This window comes from Actinopolymorpha cephalotaxi, assembly GCF_013408535.1.
Taxonomy (GTDB): domain Bacteria; phylum Actinomycetota; class Actinomycetes; order Propionibacteriales; family Actinopolymorphaceae; genus Actinopolymorpha; species Actinopolymorpha cephalotaxi.
Genome location: NZ_JACBZA010000001.1, coordinates 4,155,463 through 4,169,679 on the forward strand (window position 1 = coordinate 4,155,463; position 14,217 = coordinate 4,169,679).

13 protein-coding genes are annotated in these 14,217 nt (G+C 72.5%); 6 read left to right on the top strand and 7 right to left on the bottom strand.

The features are described 5' to 3' along the window. Nucleotides 1–58: 58 nt before the first annotated feature. On the bottom strand, nucleotides 59–1,588 hold the full coding sequence (locus FHR37_RS33195; protein WP_092884262.1) for an ankyrin repeat domain-containing protein: 1,530 nt from the start codon (nucleotides 1,586–1,588) through the stop codon (nucleotides 59–61). A gap of 183 nt (nucleotides 1,589–1,771) precedes the next feature. Between FHR37_RS33195 and FHR37_RS18340 the strand changes: the two genes are divergently transcribed. From FHR37_RS18340 to FHR37_RS18355, 4 genes are all read left to right on the top strand, one after another. Next, nucleotides 1,772–2,416 carry a DUF488 domain-containing protein gene (locus FHR37_RS18340; RefSeq protein ID WP_175542575.1) on the top strand — a complete coding sequence of 215 codons (645 nt, stop codon included), beginning with the start codon at nucleotides 1,772–1,774 and terminating at the stop codon, nucleotides 2,414–2,416. A 206-nt stretch (nucleotides 2,417–2,622) separates the two neighbouring features. Continuing rightward, complete coding sequence (locus tag FHR37_RS18345) at nucleotides 2,623–3,870, top strand: Mur ligase family protein (protein ID WP_237768867.1); 1,248 nt, start codon at nucleotides 2,623–2,625, stop codon at nucleotides 3,868–3,870. Further along, complete coding sequence (locus tag FHR37_RS18350; protein WP_092884264.1) at nucleotides 3,860–4,600, top strand: type 1 glutamine amidotransferase; 741 nt, start codon at nucleotides 3,860–3,862, stop codon at nucleotides 4,598–4,600. The genes FHR37_RS18345 and FHR37_RS18350 overlap by 11 nt, the downstream gene beginning before the upstream one ends. A gap of 122 nt (nucleotides 4,601–4,722) precedes the next feature. Continuing rightward, entirely contained in the window at nucleotides 4,723–4,974 is a 252-nt protein-coding gene (locus FHR37_RS18355; RefSeq protein WP_092884266.1) for a hypothetical protein, read from the top strand. A 4-nt stretch (nucleotides 4,975–4,978) separates the two neighbouring features. On the opposite strand, the gene FHR37_RS18360 is transcribed toward FHR37_RS18355, so the two are convergent. The 6 genes from FHR37_RS18360 to FHR37_RS18385 form a co-directional block, all read right to left on the bottom strand. Further along, nucleotides 4,979–5,956: a phosphotransferase family protein gene (locus tag FHR37_RS18360; RefSeq protein ID WP_092884267.1), complete on the bottom strand. Its 978-nt coding sequence runs from the start codon at nucleotides 5,954–5,956 to the stop codon at nucleotides 4,979–4,981. Between the two features lie 94 nt (nucleotides 5,957–6,050). Continuing rightward, complete coding sequence (locus tag FHR37_RS18365; RefSeq protein ID WP_237768868.1) at nucleotides 6,051–6,761, bottom strand: GntR family transcriptional regulator; 711 nt, start codon at nucleotides 6,759–6,761, stop codon at nucleotides 6,051–6,053. Continuing rightward, nucleotides 6,758–7,759 (bottom strand): proline racemase family protein, encoded by a 1,002-nt coding sequence (locus FHR37_RS18370; RefSeq protein WP_092884269.1) that lies wholly within the window; start codon nucleotides 7,757–7,759, stop codon nucleotides 6,758–6,760. The genes FHR37_RS18365 and FHR37_RS18370 overlap by 4 nt, the downstream gene beginning before the upstream one ends. Continuing rightward, nucleotides 7,756–8,727 (bottom strand): dihydrodipicolinate synthase family protein, encoded by a 972-nt coding sequence (locus tag FHR37_RS18375; RefSeq protein WP_092884271.1) that lies wholly within the window; start codon nucleotides 8,725–8,727, stop codon nucleotides 7,756–7,758. Before FHR37_RS18375 ends, FHR37_RS18370 begins: the two co-directional genes overlap by 4 nt. Further along, complete coding sequence (locus tag FHR37_RS18380; RefSeq protein ID WP_092884273.1) at nucleotides 8,724–10,610, bottom strand: 2Fe-2S iron-sulfur cluster-binding protein; 1,887 nt, start codon at nucleotides 10,608–10,610, stop codon at nucleotides 8,724–8,726. The genes FHR37_RS18375 and FHR37_RS18380 overlap by 4 nt, the downstream gene beginning before the upstream one ends. Next, nucleotides 10,607–11,842 carry an NAD(P)/FAD-dependent oxidoreductase gene (locus tag FHR37_RS18385; RefSeq protein WP_092884275.1) on the bottom strand — a complete coding sequence of 412 codons (1,236 nt, stop codon included), beginning with the start codon at nucleotides 11,840–11,842 and terminating at the stop codon, nucleotides 10,607–10,609. The genes FHR37_RS18380 and FHR37_RS18385 overlap by 4 nt, the downstream gene beginning before the upstream one ends. Before the next feature lie 344 nt (nucleotides 11,843–12,186). Here FHR37_RS18385 and FHR37_RS18390 point away from each other — a divergent pair, with 344 nt between their 5' ends. Together FHR37_RS18390 and FHR37_RS18395 are read left to right on the top strand one after the other, a co-directional pair. Then, nucleotides 12,187–12,882: a hypothetical protein gene (locus tag FHR37_RS18390; RefSeq protein ID WP_092884277.1), complete on the top strand. Its 696-nt coding sequence runs from the start codon at nucleotides 12,187–12,189 to the stop codon at nucleotides 12,880–12,882. A gap of 57 nt (nucleotides 12,883–12,939) precedes the next feature. After that, nucleotides 12,940–14,148 carry a serine hydrolase domain-containing protein gene (locus tag FHR37_RS18395; protein WP_092884279.1) on the top strand — a complete coding sequence of 403 codons (1,209 nt, stop codon included), beginning with the start codon at nucleotides 12,940–12,942 and terminating at the stop codon, nucleotides 14,146–14,148. The last annotated feature ends 69 nt before the right edge of the window (nucleotides 14,149–14,217 follow it).

The window sequence follows — 14,217 nt, forward strand, 5'->3', positions numbered from 1 at the left end:
TGTGAGCAGGGGCGGCCGGACCGGAATGGTCCGGCCGCCCTTGTTGTACGAGGATCTGTCAGGCGAGGCCGCGCAGGTACGCCGCGGTCTCCTCCTGGCCGCCGTGCTCGGCCCAGCCGAGCGGCGTTCCGCCGAAGGAAGCGTCGCGGAGGTGGGGATCCGCGCCCTGCTCCACCAGGAACCGTACGAGCGGGAGGTGTCCTGCATTGGCTGCCTCGTGCAGCGCGGTGCGCCGCAGGTGTGGTCCGAGCATCCCGCCGCGTGCACCGGCGTTCACGTCGAACCCCTGCTCCAGCAGGAGCCTCATCGCCTCGACCCTGCCCGAGCGGGCCACCAGAACACCGGCGTCCGGGAACTTCTCCCGCACGTGCGCGGGCAAGCCGGGGTTGACGGCGGTCAGGCGTTCCACCTCGGCCCGGTCACCGGCCGCGCACGCGCCCACGAACTCCTGCACCGCGCTCACCCGGCCGCGATCGGCGCCGGCGTCGAGGAGCATCCGGGCGATCTCGCGTTCGCCGGCCAGCGTGGCCAGCTGCAACGCGGTGAGGTCGCCGTAGTTCGGGTGGTAGCCAGGGCCGTCGGCGGCGACACCGTGGTCCAGCAGCAACCTGACCCGGGCGGCGAACCCGTGGTCGGCGGCCACCCGAAGCTGCTCCTCCACCATCGCCGTGGTCGACGGGTAGGTGTGGCTCAGCCGCCGGCGCCACGGACTGTCGAACTCCTTGCCCAGCCCGAACTCGAACAGCACCTCCAGGTGGTCGTTCTCAGGCGTGAACTGCCTGTTGTACAAGGCCTGGTTGTCGTTCGGGTCCGCACCGGCCGCCAGCAGCGCCCGGGCCAGGGCGACCGCCCGCGGGTGCGGCGGCTGTCCCTGCTCGCCGCCGCCGAACGCTCCGGTGAGCGCGGTGAACGCCGACGTCATCCCCTGCCACAGCCGGCCGGCGTTCGGGTCGGCGCCGGCGGCCAGCAGCACCTCCGCCGCCTCGACCGGTGAGCCCGCGTCGAGCCGGGCGTACGTCAGGTACATGAGCGGCGGCCAGCCGTACGGGCCGCCGCCCTGGTCGACCTGGGAGCGATCCCGCTCCAGCGCCTCCCGCAGCCCGGCCGCGTCGCCGGCGGCCGCCATCGTGTGCGGGGAGAACCTCGCGACCTCCGGGTGGGCCCGCAGGAGCTCCCGTGCCCGGGCCGGCCGGTGCGGGGTGTCGCGGGTGTAGTTGAGGCAGGCGAGGTCGAGGAAGCGGTCGGCCAGAGCAGGCAGGTCCCGGCCGTCCGGGAAGTCGGCGTCGGCCGTGTCAGCCATGTCACCGATGTCACCCGTGTCGTCCACCGGCCGCGGCCAGTACGAGTACTCCGCCACCACGTCGAGATGGGTCCGCAGCCGTTGCCAGCTGGGGAATCCGTAGCTGCGGGCGACCACGAGCTGTGCGTCGCTGAGGGTGCATCCGCCGGAGACGTCACGGCGGGGATCGAACTCCTGGAACACCGCCAGCGCCTCGGCGTCACCGGCCCGCGCACTGCGCTGCAGCGACCTGGCCTGGTTCCTGAGATGCTCGAGACTGGGGTTGTCGGGGAGCGGACGAGCAGGCACGACGGCCTCCTTCTCTGAACGCCCGATGTCCGCATGATCAGGCCGAAAAGGAGGAACCTCGGCTGGGAGACCAACTCAGGTGGGCTGTGCCCTTCCCGCGGACCGGATGCGCCCCGACGCGCGACCACACCGTACACACGGGCGGCTCCACCGCGCCAGTCCCCCGAGCGAGACGACGAGACGATGACCCCGACGAGCCCACCGACACCACCGACGACGACATCGACGCCGGCACCCGCGACGATCCCGGCGCTTTCGGTCACCACCTTCGGCCATGGCACCGCCAGCGCCGAGGCCACGGTCGAGCTGCTGCGTGGCGCCGGGATCTCCATGGTGGTGGACGTCCGGACCGCGCCGGGCAGCCGCCGCAACCCGCAGTTCTCCCGGGCCGAGCTCGAACGCCACCTGCCCGAGCTCGGGATCGGCTACCGCTGGGACCGCCGGCTCGGCGGCTTCCGCAAGGTGGCCGCCGACTCGCCGGACTCGGCCTGGCGAAACGACGCGTTCCGTGGGTACGCCGGGCACATGCGCACGCCCGAGTTCCTGGCCGGCATCGACGACCTGCTCGCCGGCCTCCAGGACGCCCCCGCCGGCGACGAGGACAGCTTCGGGCCGACCGCGATCATGTGCAGCGAGAGCCTGTGGTGGCGGTGCCACCGGCGGATGATCGCCGACTTCCTCCACCTGGTGCGCGGCGTGCGGGTGCGGCACCTGTTCCCGGACGGGTCGGTGGCCCCGCACCAACTCGGTCCGGGCGTGCGGGTGCGTTCCGACGGGCTGCTCGTCTACGACGGCGGGCAGGCCAGCGTGTTCGACGACCCGGAGTAGGCCGAAAATCATCACCTGAGCCCGGTCCGGTTCGCGGCCTTCGTTCCCGATGCACCACCGGACTCGTGCGGATCTGTCACGACGAAACGGCGTTCGGCGGGCTCCCGGTTTTTGTCATCGGTAACGTGTGATCGCGGCCGTTGAGCCCTTGTGTGCAACGGAAAAAGGCTCTCCGAGGACGTGCCGTGCGACTAGCGTCACCAGTCGTGAGCACACAGTTGCCAGTGCGGGCCAGGTTCGCGGCCAGGGTCACCCGTCGCGTGGCCGCCGTCTCCAGGGCCGCCGGACGCGGTGACGGATCGGTCATCGGCGGCCGCGTCGGCCTCGGCCTCGATCCCCGCCTCCTCCACCGGCTCGCGGCCGGCCGGCAGGTCGCGGTGGTGTCCGGCACCAACGGAAAGACCACCACCACCCGGCTCACCGCGGCGGCCATCGGCGTTCTCGGCCCGGTGGCCAGCAACCCGTTCGGCGCCAACCTGCCGAACGGCCACGTGTCCGCGCTGGCCCTGGCCCCGGACACGAAGTACGCCGTCCTGGAGGTGGACGAGCACTACCTCCCGCACGTGTGTGACGCCGCCCGGCCCCAGGTGATGGCGATGCTCAACCTCACCCGGGACCAACTCGACCGGGCCATGGAAGTGGCGATGATCGCCAAGCTGTGGCGGGACACGGTGAGCGGGCGTCACCTGCATGTCGTGGCCAACGCCGACGACCCGATGGTGGTGTGGGCGGCGAACGCGGCCGAGGAGGTCAGCTGGGTGGCCGCCGGCCAACGCTGGCACGACGACTCCGCGGTCTGCCCGGAGTGCGGCAGCGCCATCGAACGCGTCCCGCACGCCGACGGGACGGCGACCCACTGGCGGTGCACCGGTTGCGCGCTGGCCCGGCCGCAGGCGCAATGGACGCTTGACGGCGAGGCCGTGATCGATCCGGACGGCAACCGCCACGATGTCAAGCTGCAGTTGCCCGGCCGGGTCAACCGGGCGAACGCGGCGATGGCGCTGGCGGTCGCGGCGCGGTTCGGCGTACGCCCGAACGACGCCCTGCCCAGGCTGGCGGAGGTCACCTCGGTCGCCGGGCGCTACGCGGTCGTGGAACGCGACGGCAAGGCCATCCGGCTGCTGCTGGCGAAGAACCCGGCCGGCTGGCTGGAGGCCTTCGACATGGCCGAGCAGGCGCCGACCCTGCTGTGCATCAACGCCCGCGACCCCGACGGCCTGGACACGTCCTGGTTGTTCGACGTGGACTTCGCGCCCCTGCGTGGGCGCCGGGTGCTGATCAGCGGCGACCGCGCGTACGACCTCGGAGTCCGGCTGGCCGTGAACGGCGTCGACTTCGTGCACGTCCGCTCCTTCACCGACGCGCTCGCGGCGATGCCGGACGGACGCACGGAGGTGATCGCGAACTACACCGCCTTCCAGCAGATCAGAGCGGAGCTGAATCGTGTCGACTGACAGTGAGCTGCGGATCGTGTGGGTGTACCCCGATCTGCTGTCGACGTACGGCGACCGGGGCAACCTGCTGATCCTCGCCCAGCGCGCCCGCCTGCGCGGGATTCCCGTGCGGACCGAGGAGATCCGTACCGACGAACCGATCCCGGCCGAGGCCGACATCTACCTGCTCGCGGGCGGGGAGGACGCACCGCAGACGCTGGCCGCCGAACGCATGCTCGACGACGGCGGTCTGCGGCGGGCGGTCGAGCACGGCGCGATCGTGTTCGCGGTGTGCGCGGGCTACCAACTGGTGGGTTCGGCGTTCGCGGCGCAGGGACGGAAGTACGCCGGGCTGGACCTGTTCGACCTGACTTCGGACCGCGGGCCGAGCCGGGCGGTCGGCGAGCTCGCCGGCCCGGTCGACCCGGCCCTCGCCCTGCCGCTGCTCACCGGGTTCGAGAACCACGGCGGGCGTACCCACCTCGGTCCGGGGGTGCGGCCGCTGGCCACCGTCTCGGTCGGGGTCGGCAACGACGGCCACACCGAGGGCGCCTGGACGAAGGGCTTCATCGGGACGTACGCCCACGGGCCGGCGTTGTCCCGCAACCCCGCGCTCGCCGACCTGGTGCTGCGGTGGGCGACCGGGCGGGAGTCCCTCGAGCCGCTGGACGACACCTGGCACGACAAGCTCCGCGACGAACGCCTGGCCGCCCTCGCCGCACGAGGCAAGGACCTCCGCCACGCCGCCTGACCGTGCCCCGGCTGCCTCCCCTGCTTGACAGCACCGGCCGGCCTGGGCGATAACAGCGGCACCTGGACCGGGTTCCCCGCGTCCGCACACCGAGAGACACCGCGATGAGCTGTCCGCCGGCGATGACCCCCGAGGATTCCGACACCCTGGCCAGGCTGGCGGCCGCCGTCCTGTGGGTGCTCGGCTCGCTCTATGCCTGGGCCCGGACCGGCTTCGCGCACGAGGACCCCTGGCTGCTGCTGAGGGTCCCTGTCACCGGAATCTGGTGGGGATTCGTCGTAGGTCTCGTCCTGGGGCTCTTCGCGGTGATGTTCGAAGCACGGTTGCTGACCGCGTACTGGTGGTGGAAGAACCGGCACGGAAACAGGAACTGATCGGTCACAGCCCTCGCCGGCGCAGCCAGTGCAGGCACGCGAGGCCCTGCGCGCGCTGGAACGCCCGGACCGTGGGGATTCCCGGCGGCGGTGGCTGCAGGGACCTCGACACGAAGTAGCCCGCCAACCCCGCGATCACGGCGGTGACCGCGTCCTTGTCGGCGTCCCGGGCCAGCGGGTGGCCGGCCAGCAGTTCCTCGGGATCACCCGCACCCTGCATGGCCATGCTCGGCAGCATCAGCACGAGGTCGACCCAGGCGGCGCCGACCAACGCGGCCGGCCAGTCGACGAAGTAGACCCGATCCTCGGTGAGGAGGAGGTTGTCCGCGCGGAGGTCTCCGTGCAGCAGGGTGTCGCCCTGCGCGGCCGCCTGCCAGCGGGTCTCCCACACCGCCAGGTCGGCGAGCCGCCCGGCGGCCCACGGGTCGACCTCGGCCAGCCGCGGATCCGGCCGGTCCAGCAGGCCGCGCCAGCCGGAGAAGTCCTCGTCCAGGACGTCGACCGGGGGTAGGTCCAGCTCGGGTGGCACCGGGGTCAACGCGGCGCCGAGGTCGGTCAGGGCAGCGAGTACGCGGTCGCGCTCGGCCGGTACCCACGGCAGCGTGGGCGGGACACCGGTCAGTGCCTCGAACACCAGCACCACCCAGTCACCGTCGTCGTGTGACCACAACAGCCTCGGGACGGGAGCCGACGCGGGAAGCCGGCCCGCGATCGTGGCCTCGCGGCGGTGCATGCTCGGCGAGATCGGGTTCGGTGCCGAGCTGACCGCCTTGGCGAACACCTGCGATCCGTCGGCGAGCCGGAGCACGGAGGCCAGTCCGGGCGAGAAGCCGCCCGCCTTGCTGGCCGCCGCGACGACCGGACTCCCAAGCCTGCTTTCGATCTCGGCACGCAGCCCGTCCGGAAGGTCCGGCCACAGCAGCCGGTTGCCGCCGCGTCCGTGCAACGTCTCGGCGTGCGGCCCGTCCTGCTCGGATGCCATCCCCCGATACTGGCAGCGGCTGCGACCTCGGCGCGAGCGGTTAACCGCTGCGGGCCGGGTAGCCCAAAGCTCCCCCGGCGGGCCAGGACCGGCTCTACTCGGCGCGGCCGGCCCAGGTGCCGCGGACATGACCGAGATGCCGGCGCATCAACTTCCGTACGGCCTCGGCGTCGCCGGCCTCCAGCAGGTCGAGCAGCGCGAGGTGTTCGCGGGCCGAGGTCTCCAGCACACCGCGTTCGGCGAGGCGGCCCAGCCCGAACAGGCGGGTGCGTTCGCGGAGTTCGGCCACCGTGTCCACGAGGGCGGCGTTCCCGGCCAGCCGCAGCAGGTCGAGGTGGAACCTCCGGTCCGCCTCGACGTAGCCGATCAGGTCACCGGCCCGGGCGGCGTCCACGATCGCCTGGGCGAGCGGCCGGAGTTCGGCGTACGCTTGCGCCGGGACCTCGCCGGCGAGCCTCGTGACGGTCGGCACCTCGATCAGCCCGCGGAGTTCGGTGATGTCGTCCAGTTCGGCGTCGGACACCTCGGTGACCCGGAACCCCTTGTTTCGTACGACTTCCACCAGCCCGGTGCGGGCAAGGTCGAGCATCGCCTCCCGCACCGGCGTCGCGGACACCCCGAACCGCGCGGCCAGCGCGGGCGCGGAGTAGACCACGCCCGGGCGCATCTGGCCGGACACCAGCGCCGCCCGAAGGGCGTCCGACACCTCGTCCCGCAGACTGCGGAATCCTCGCAGGGACGGGAGATCCGGCGCGTTCCCGTTCGCGGCGTTCCCGGCGACGTCCCCGGCGTTCCCGGCGTTCACAGTGAGAACCCGTGCGGGAACGGATCCTCCGGGTCGAGGAAGTACTGCGCGGTACCGGTGAGCCAGGCCCGCCCGGTCACCGTCGGCACCACCGCGGGTAGGTCGCCCACAGTGGTCTCGGCCAGCAGCCGGCCGACGAACGTCGTACCGATGAACGACTCGTTGACGAAGTCGCGTTCGAGTTCGAGCAGGCCGCGGGCGTGCAACTGCGCCATCCGGGCACACGTCCCGGTGCCGCAGGGCGAACGGTCGAACCAGCCCGGGTGAATTGCCATCGCGTGCCGGGAACGGCGGGCGTCCGAGCCGGGTGCGGCGAGGTAGACGTGGTGGCACCCGGCGATGTCGGGGTTCTCCGGGTGGCGAGGCGGCGCGGCCTCGTTGATCGCCGCCATGATCGCCAGCCCGGCGTCAAGGAGCGCTTGCTTGTTCGAGCGGTCGAAGCCGAGCCCGACGCGGTCGGTCTCCACGATGGCGTAGAAGTTTCCGCCGTACGCCAGGTCGTAGGGCACCTCGCCCAGTCCCGGCACCTTGACCGACAGGTCCAGCCCGGCGGAGTACGCCGGGACGTTCCGCAGGGTGACACCGCGGGCGACACCGTCGGACACCGCGACCTCGGCCACCACCAGCCCCGCCGGAGTGTCAAGGCGTACTTGCGTGACCGGCTCGACCACCGGGACCATGCCGGTCTCCACCAGGACGGTGGCCACCCCGATCGTCCCGTGCCCGCACATCGGCAGGCAGCCGGACACCTCGATGAAGAGCACGCCGAAGTCGGCGTCCGGCCGGGTGGGTGGCTGCAGGATCGCCCCGCTCATCGCGCTGTGGCCGCGCGGCTCGTACATCAGCAACGTACGCAGGTGGTCCAGGTGCTCGACGAAGTGCAGCCGGCGTGCTGCCATCGTGGCCCCGGGGATCACGCCCACTCCCCCGGTGATCACCCGCGTCGGCATCCCCTCGGTGTGGGAGTCGACGGCGTGGAAGACGTGCCGGGTCCTCATGGTCGCGGCCCGCCCGACGGCATGGCCCCGAACGCGGCCACCACCTGCTCGGTGGCGGCCCGTACGACCGCCTCGTGCTCGGCCGTCAGCTCCAGCCGCGGGTGCCGGCACGGTCCGCCGTAACGGCCCGCGAGGTCCATGGACAGCTTGATCGCCTGCACGAACTCGACCTTCGAATCCCAGCGCAGCAAGGGATGCAGGGTGCGGTACAGCGGCAGGGCGGTGGCCAGGTCACCGGCCCGCGCCGCGTCGTACATCCGTACACACTCGGCCGGGAAGGTGTTCGGGAAGCCCGCGATCCAGCCGACCGCGCCGGCGACGGCGAGCTCCAGCGCCACGTCGTCGGCGCCGATGATCAGGTCCAGGTCGGGTGCGAGCTCGGCGATCTGGTAGGCCCGCCGCACGTCGCCGCTGAACTCCTTCACCGCGACGATGTGACCCTCACCGTGCAGCCGGGCGAGGAGTTCGGGGGTGAGGTCGACCCTGGTGTCGTAGGGGTTGTTGTACGCGACGACCGGCAGGCCCACCTTGGCCACCTCGGCGAAGTGCGCCAGCACGATCCGGTCGTCCGCACGGTAGGCGTTCGGCGGCAGGCACAGCACGGCCGGCGCGCCCGCCTCCGCGGCGTCCTCGGCCCAGCGCCGGGCGGCCTGCGCACTGTAGGCGGACACCCCGGGGACCACCGCCGCGTCGGGCACGGCCTTGAGCGCGGTACGCAGGACCGCCGAACGCTCCTCGTCGGTGAGGGAGGCGTACTCCCCCAACGAGCCGTTCGGGATCACTCCGGCGCAGCCGTTGTCGACCAGCCAGCGCACGTGCTCGGCGTACCGGTCGTGGTCCACGGTCAGGTCGTCGTGGTACGGCAGCGCGGTCGCCACCAGGACGCCGTGCCAGGGCTTGCTGGGCGGGTCGGCCTGAAGCTGCGGCTGGATCGTGGGCTGAGCCTGCGGCTGGGTCGGCGTGGTCATCGGGCTGTTCCTCCGGAGGGTTCGTCGCTGTCCATGACGTGCGTGGGTGGGAGGTCGGCGAGGGAGGCGAGTACGCCGAGTGGCACCGGCTGGGCGACCGGCCGGCGGGCCAGTGCGGCGGCGTCCGTGCCGTCCGGCGGCGAACCCGTCAGCCGGCCGACCAGAGCGGCGGTGGCCGCCGCGCAGGTGCGTCCCTGGCACCAGCCCATCCCGGTCCGGGTGAGGAGTTTCGCGGAGCGGGGATCACCGGCCCCGAGGTCGCGGACCGCCTCCCGGACCGCCCCGACCGGGACCTCCTCGCACCGGCACAGGACCGTCTCGTCGGGCAGGTCGTCCAACCAGCCCACGGGCAGGGGGTGTACGGCGTCGAGCACGTCGGCGAAGGCGCGCAAGCTGTCCTTGCGCCGCGTCAACCCGGCCTTGCGCTGCTCCTCGACCGGACGGCCGGTCGCCGCCACCACCGCGAGCCCGGCGAGCTCCCCCTCGGCCAGGGCCAGGGCCGCGCCGCCCACGCCGGTCGTCTCACCGGCGGAGTACAGCCCCGCGCACGTCGTTGCCTGGTCGGCGTCCACCAGCACCGCAGTGGAGCCGCCGGTGCCCGTCGACACGTCGCAGCCGACCTCGACCAGCAGGTCGAGTTGCGGGGTGAAGCCGTACCCGACCGCGAGCGTGCCGCACTCGACTCGCCGTTCGCTGCCGGGGATCGGGCGACGCTGCCCGTCCAGTCGGGCGACCGTGACGCCGGTGAGCCGTTCGTCCCCGTGTGCGGCGACCACCGCATGGCCGGTGCGGTACGGGACCCGATGCCGGGCCAGGTCGCGGGCGTACCCGGCGGCCTCGCCGAACCGGCCCGGCTGCCTCGCCAGCGTCCGCGCATGGCGCAGGTAGTCGCGTGCCCGGCTCGCCTCGTACACCCCGGCGACTTCCGCCCCGGCCTGCGCCAGCCCGGTGGCCACCGGCAACAGGAACGGCCCGCTGCCCGCGACCACCACCCGGCCGCCGGGACCACCGGGACCACCGAGCGCGACGCCGCTTCCCTTGAGCAGCGCCTGGGCACCACCGGCCGCCACGACACCGGGCAGATCCCAACCAGGGAAGGGAAGTTGCCGGTCGTACCCGCCGGTGGCCACCACCACCGCGGGCGCGAGCACCTGGACGGGGCTGGGTTCGGGCCCCTCCGCCACCGCGTGCACCGTCCACACCGGGTCGGCCGGCGGCGCGGCGGCAGGCGCGGGAATGGGCGGCGTCGTTCGTTCCAGCGTCCACACCTGGTGACGCGGCCGGTAGTCGACCCGCCCGGCGACCACGTGCCGGTCCAACTCGGCCCGCAGCGTACGGAAGCGCGGGCTCGCGGCCGCGCCCGAGCCGCCACCGACGCAGTGCCGGTAGTACTGCCCGCCGGGCCGCTCCCCGACGTCCAGCAGGACGACCGACAGCCCGTGCTCGGCCATCGCGTTCGCGGCGGTGAGGCCGGCCGGCCCCGCACCGACGACCACGGCGTCACACCTGGTGGGCAGCGCCGGCCCGGTCCGGACCGCTGGCTCGTGCGGCACCTCACGCGGGGACTCACGCAGGGACTCGCGCGGGGACTCGGTGACGTCGGTGCTCACCGGCCCGGTCGTCACCACGTCGCCCGGGCGGGCAGGTTCCAGGCAGGCGCGCACCCGGCGGCCGTTCGTGGTGACCAGGCAGTCGAAGCAGACCCCGATGCCGCAGAAAATCCCGCGCGGCCGGCCCGTACGGGTCGTCCGCCACGACGTCCGGTCGGCCGCGAGCAGCGCGGCAGCGATGGTCTGCCCGTGCTCGAACGCCACCGACTGCCCGTCCACGACCAGGTGCTCGGAGGACTTACCGGCTGCCCGCGCTCCGCTGTCACCGGTCATCCGCGTACCTCCCCCGGCCGTTCCGCGTACGGCTGTTCCGCGTGCTGCTGGTCTGCGGGCGTCGGCGGGTCGTCGAACCGGTCCGCCCGGAACGGCCGGAGGTCCACCGCGGGTTCGGCACCGGTGAGCGCCGCCGCGACCAGCGACCCGGTGACCGGCGCCAGGCCCACCCCCGCGCCTTCGTGCCCGCAGGCGTGGAAGAGCCCCTCCACCCGCGGGTCCGGACCGATGACCGGCAGGTGGTCGGGCAGGTAGGGCCGGAAACCGCGGTACGCCCGGATGGTCGAAACCCGTTCCAGGAAGGGGAAAAGTCGCACCGCCTGGGCGGCGAGCCGGGCCAGCACCGGAACCGACAGCGTACGGTCGAAGCCGACCCGCTCGCGACTCGCACCGATCAGGATGGTGCCGCCGCGGGTCCCCTCCACCACCGTGGACGTCTCCAGTCCCGCCGAACTGCTGGCCACGTTGGCCACGTAGCCCGCGTCGTAGACCTTGTGGCGTACGAGCGGTGGCAGCGGCTCGGTGACCAGGATGAAACCGCGGCGCGGCTGGATCGGCAGCGAGACCCCCGCGAGCAGGGCCACCTCGCCACTCCAGGTGCCGGCGGCGTTGACGACGGCGCCGGCCGCCAGCCTCCCGGCGGAGGTGACGACTCCGGTGATCCGACCCTCCGAACCCTGGTCCGTGGCCACAACGTCGACGACGCGGACGCCGGTGTATACCCGGGCGCCGAGTTCGCGGGCCCGGCGCAGCAGGCACGCGGCCGCCAGCATCGGCTGGACCTGGGCGTCCTGCGGGTAGTGCATCCCGCCGGCGAGACCGGGTGCGAGGTGGGGTTCGAGCTCGGCCAGGCCGGCGCCGTCCACCCGCTCGGCGCGTACTCCGTACGAACGTTGCGCTTCCGCCAGTTTCGTCAACGCCGCAAGGGACTCCGGCGCCTCGGCGACGACGACCCCGCCCTTGGGTTCGTACTCGACGTCGGCCGGTGCGAGGTCCTCGGCGAGCTCGTGCCACAGCCGCAACGACGCCAGCGCGAGGTCGAGTTCGGGGCCGGGCTCCTTGTCCGAAACCAGCAGGTTGCCCTCGCCCGATCCGGTGGTGCCGCCGGCGATCGCGCCGGCCTCGACCACCGCCACCCGCAGCCCCGCCCGAGCGGCGTAGTAGGCACAGGCAGCGCCCACCACTCCGGCGCCGACGATCACCACGTCGGCGGGCGGTCCAAGATCAGCCACCGCAGTACCATGTCACATCACAGTGCCCGCCCGTCCGACCGGTAGGCAGACCTGGCAGGATCCGGCCGCGGACTCATGTCACGAACTCAGGTCACGAACTCGCACCACGCGCTCCCGATGGCCGGATGTGCCCAGCACTTCGCCGAGGCGGCGTCCGACCGGCCGCATCGTGGCAGGATCGCCGACCGTGCCGCCTGTGACCGTTCCCCCTCCCGTCGGCCAACTCGAACGCCTCCTGTCGCGCTCCGCGGGCACGCCGGTGCGCGTCCTCTCCTGCGAACCCCAACTGGACCGCGACGTCGGCGGCAGATGGACGGAATCCGGTCGACCCGGCACTGGACCTGGTGAGCTGCGGCGGCTTCCCGCTCGCCGGGCCTCGGGACCGGCTCCTCGCCTACGCCGCGTCGGCACCCGGCCTGCCCGACCCGGTGGGCATCGACGACGACCTCGACGAGATCTTCCGTACGCTGTCCGCGCCCGGTGACCACCTCGTCTTCTCCGGTGGCGACAGCTGCCCGCAGAACTGCCGGCTGACCGACGACGGCCACCGCACCGGTGTGCGCTTCTTCGACTTCGAGAGCGCCTGCTTCCAGCACGCGCTGCTGGACGCGGTGTGCCTGCGCTTCCCTTTCCCGGGCTGCCCCTGCTGGTCGCTGCTCCCGGAGGAGATCAGCGACCGGCTCGAGGTGGCGTACCGCAAGGAGTTCGCGGTGCGGTGTCCGGCGGTGCTGGACGAGGTCGGCTTCGCCGCCGCCCGCACCGTCGCGGCCGCGGCGAAGACCATCCAGCTGGCAGGCCAGTCACAGAAGTACGACGGCACCTACTCCCCGCACGGGATGGGATTCTCCAAGCGGGCAAGGGTGCTCGCGACGATCGACATCTTCCTCACCTGTGCGCACCGCTCCGGACGCTCGAGTCGCTGGCCGGCTGGTTCGGAGAGCTTGCCGACGCCCTGCGCCGACGCTGGCCGAACGTGCCGGCGGTGCCCCTCTACCCGGCCTTCCGCGAATCAGGCTGAGCGGTCGGCGGCGCTTCGGTAGCCACATCGGCGCCGTACCCACCACAATGGTCCGGCAGATGGCACGAGGAGGCCGCACATGAGTACCGAAAACCTGTCCAAGGCACGCCTGGCCCGGATGCACGACACGATGGCCGCCCACGTCGCGCGCGGCACCGCACCCGGCCTGGTCACCCTGGTCAGCAGGCGCGGTGAGACCCACGTCGACACGATCGGGCTCACCGAGGTGGACGGCCGTAGCCCCATGGCGCGGGACACGATCTTCCGGATCTCCTCGATGACCAAGCCGGTCACCGCGGTGGCCGCGATGATCCTGGTCGAGGAGTGCCAACTCCGCCTTGACGACCCGGTCGACACGTTGCTGCCCGAGCTCGCCGACCGCCAGGTGCTCAGGCGGCTCGACGGGTCGGTCACCGACACGGTTCCGGCGACCCGGCCGATCAGCGTGCGCGACCTGCTGACGTTCCAGCTCGGCTTCGGGGTTCTCTTCGCACCGCCGGGCACCTACCCGATCCAGGACGCGATCGCCGAGGCGGGCATCGGCGACGGCCCGCCCCAGCCGGCCACGCTGCCCGGGCCGAACGAATGGCTGCGCCGGTTCTCCACGTTGCCGCTGATGCACCAGCCCGGCGAGCGGTGGATGTACAACACCGGCGCCGACCTCCTCGGCGTACTGATCGAACGCGCCTCCGGTCAGTCGCTGGAGACGTTCTGCCGCCGCCGGATCTTCGAACCCCTCGGCATGAAGGACACCGCCTTCAGCGTCCCGGCGAACAAGCTGAACCGGTTCGCCACCAGCTACGAGCCCGACCCCGAGACCGGTGCGCTGCGGGTGTACGACCCGGCCGCCGGTGGCCAGTGGGCCAGTCCGCCCGCGTTCCAGGCCGGCGGCAGCGGGCTCGTCTCCACCGTCGACGACTACGCGGCGTTCGGTCAGATGATGCTGGCCGGCGGGCGGTCCGGCAACGAGCGCATCGTGTCCCGTACCACCGTCCAGGCGATGGTCACCGACCACCTCACGCCGCGGGTGAAAGAGGAGTCGGGCTTCTTCCCGGGCTACTTCGACAGCAGGAGCTGGGGATTCGGCCTGGCCGTGGTGACCCGCCGGGACTCCCCGTCGGCGGTGCCCGGGCAGTTCGGCTGGGACGGCGGCCTCGGCACGTCGTGGTACTCCGACCCGCGCGAGGGCCTCACCGCGATCCTGATGACCCAGCGGTCGGGGTTCCCGCAACTGTCGGAGGTCTACCTCGACTTCTGGACCTCGGTCTACCAGACCCTCGACGACTGAACAGTCTCTCGATCCGGCCCACTCCGGACGCGTTCCGGAGTGGGCCGTGTAGGCCGTGTAGGCCGTGTA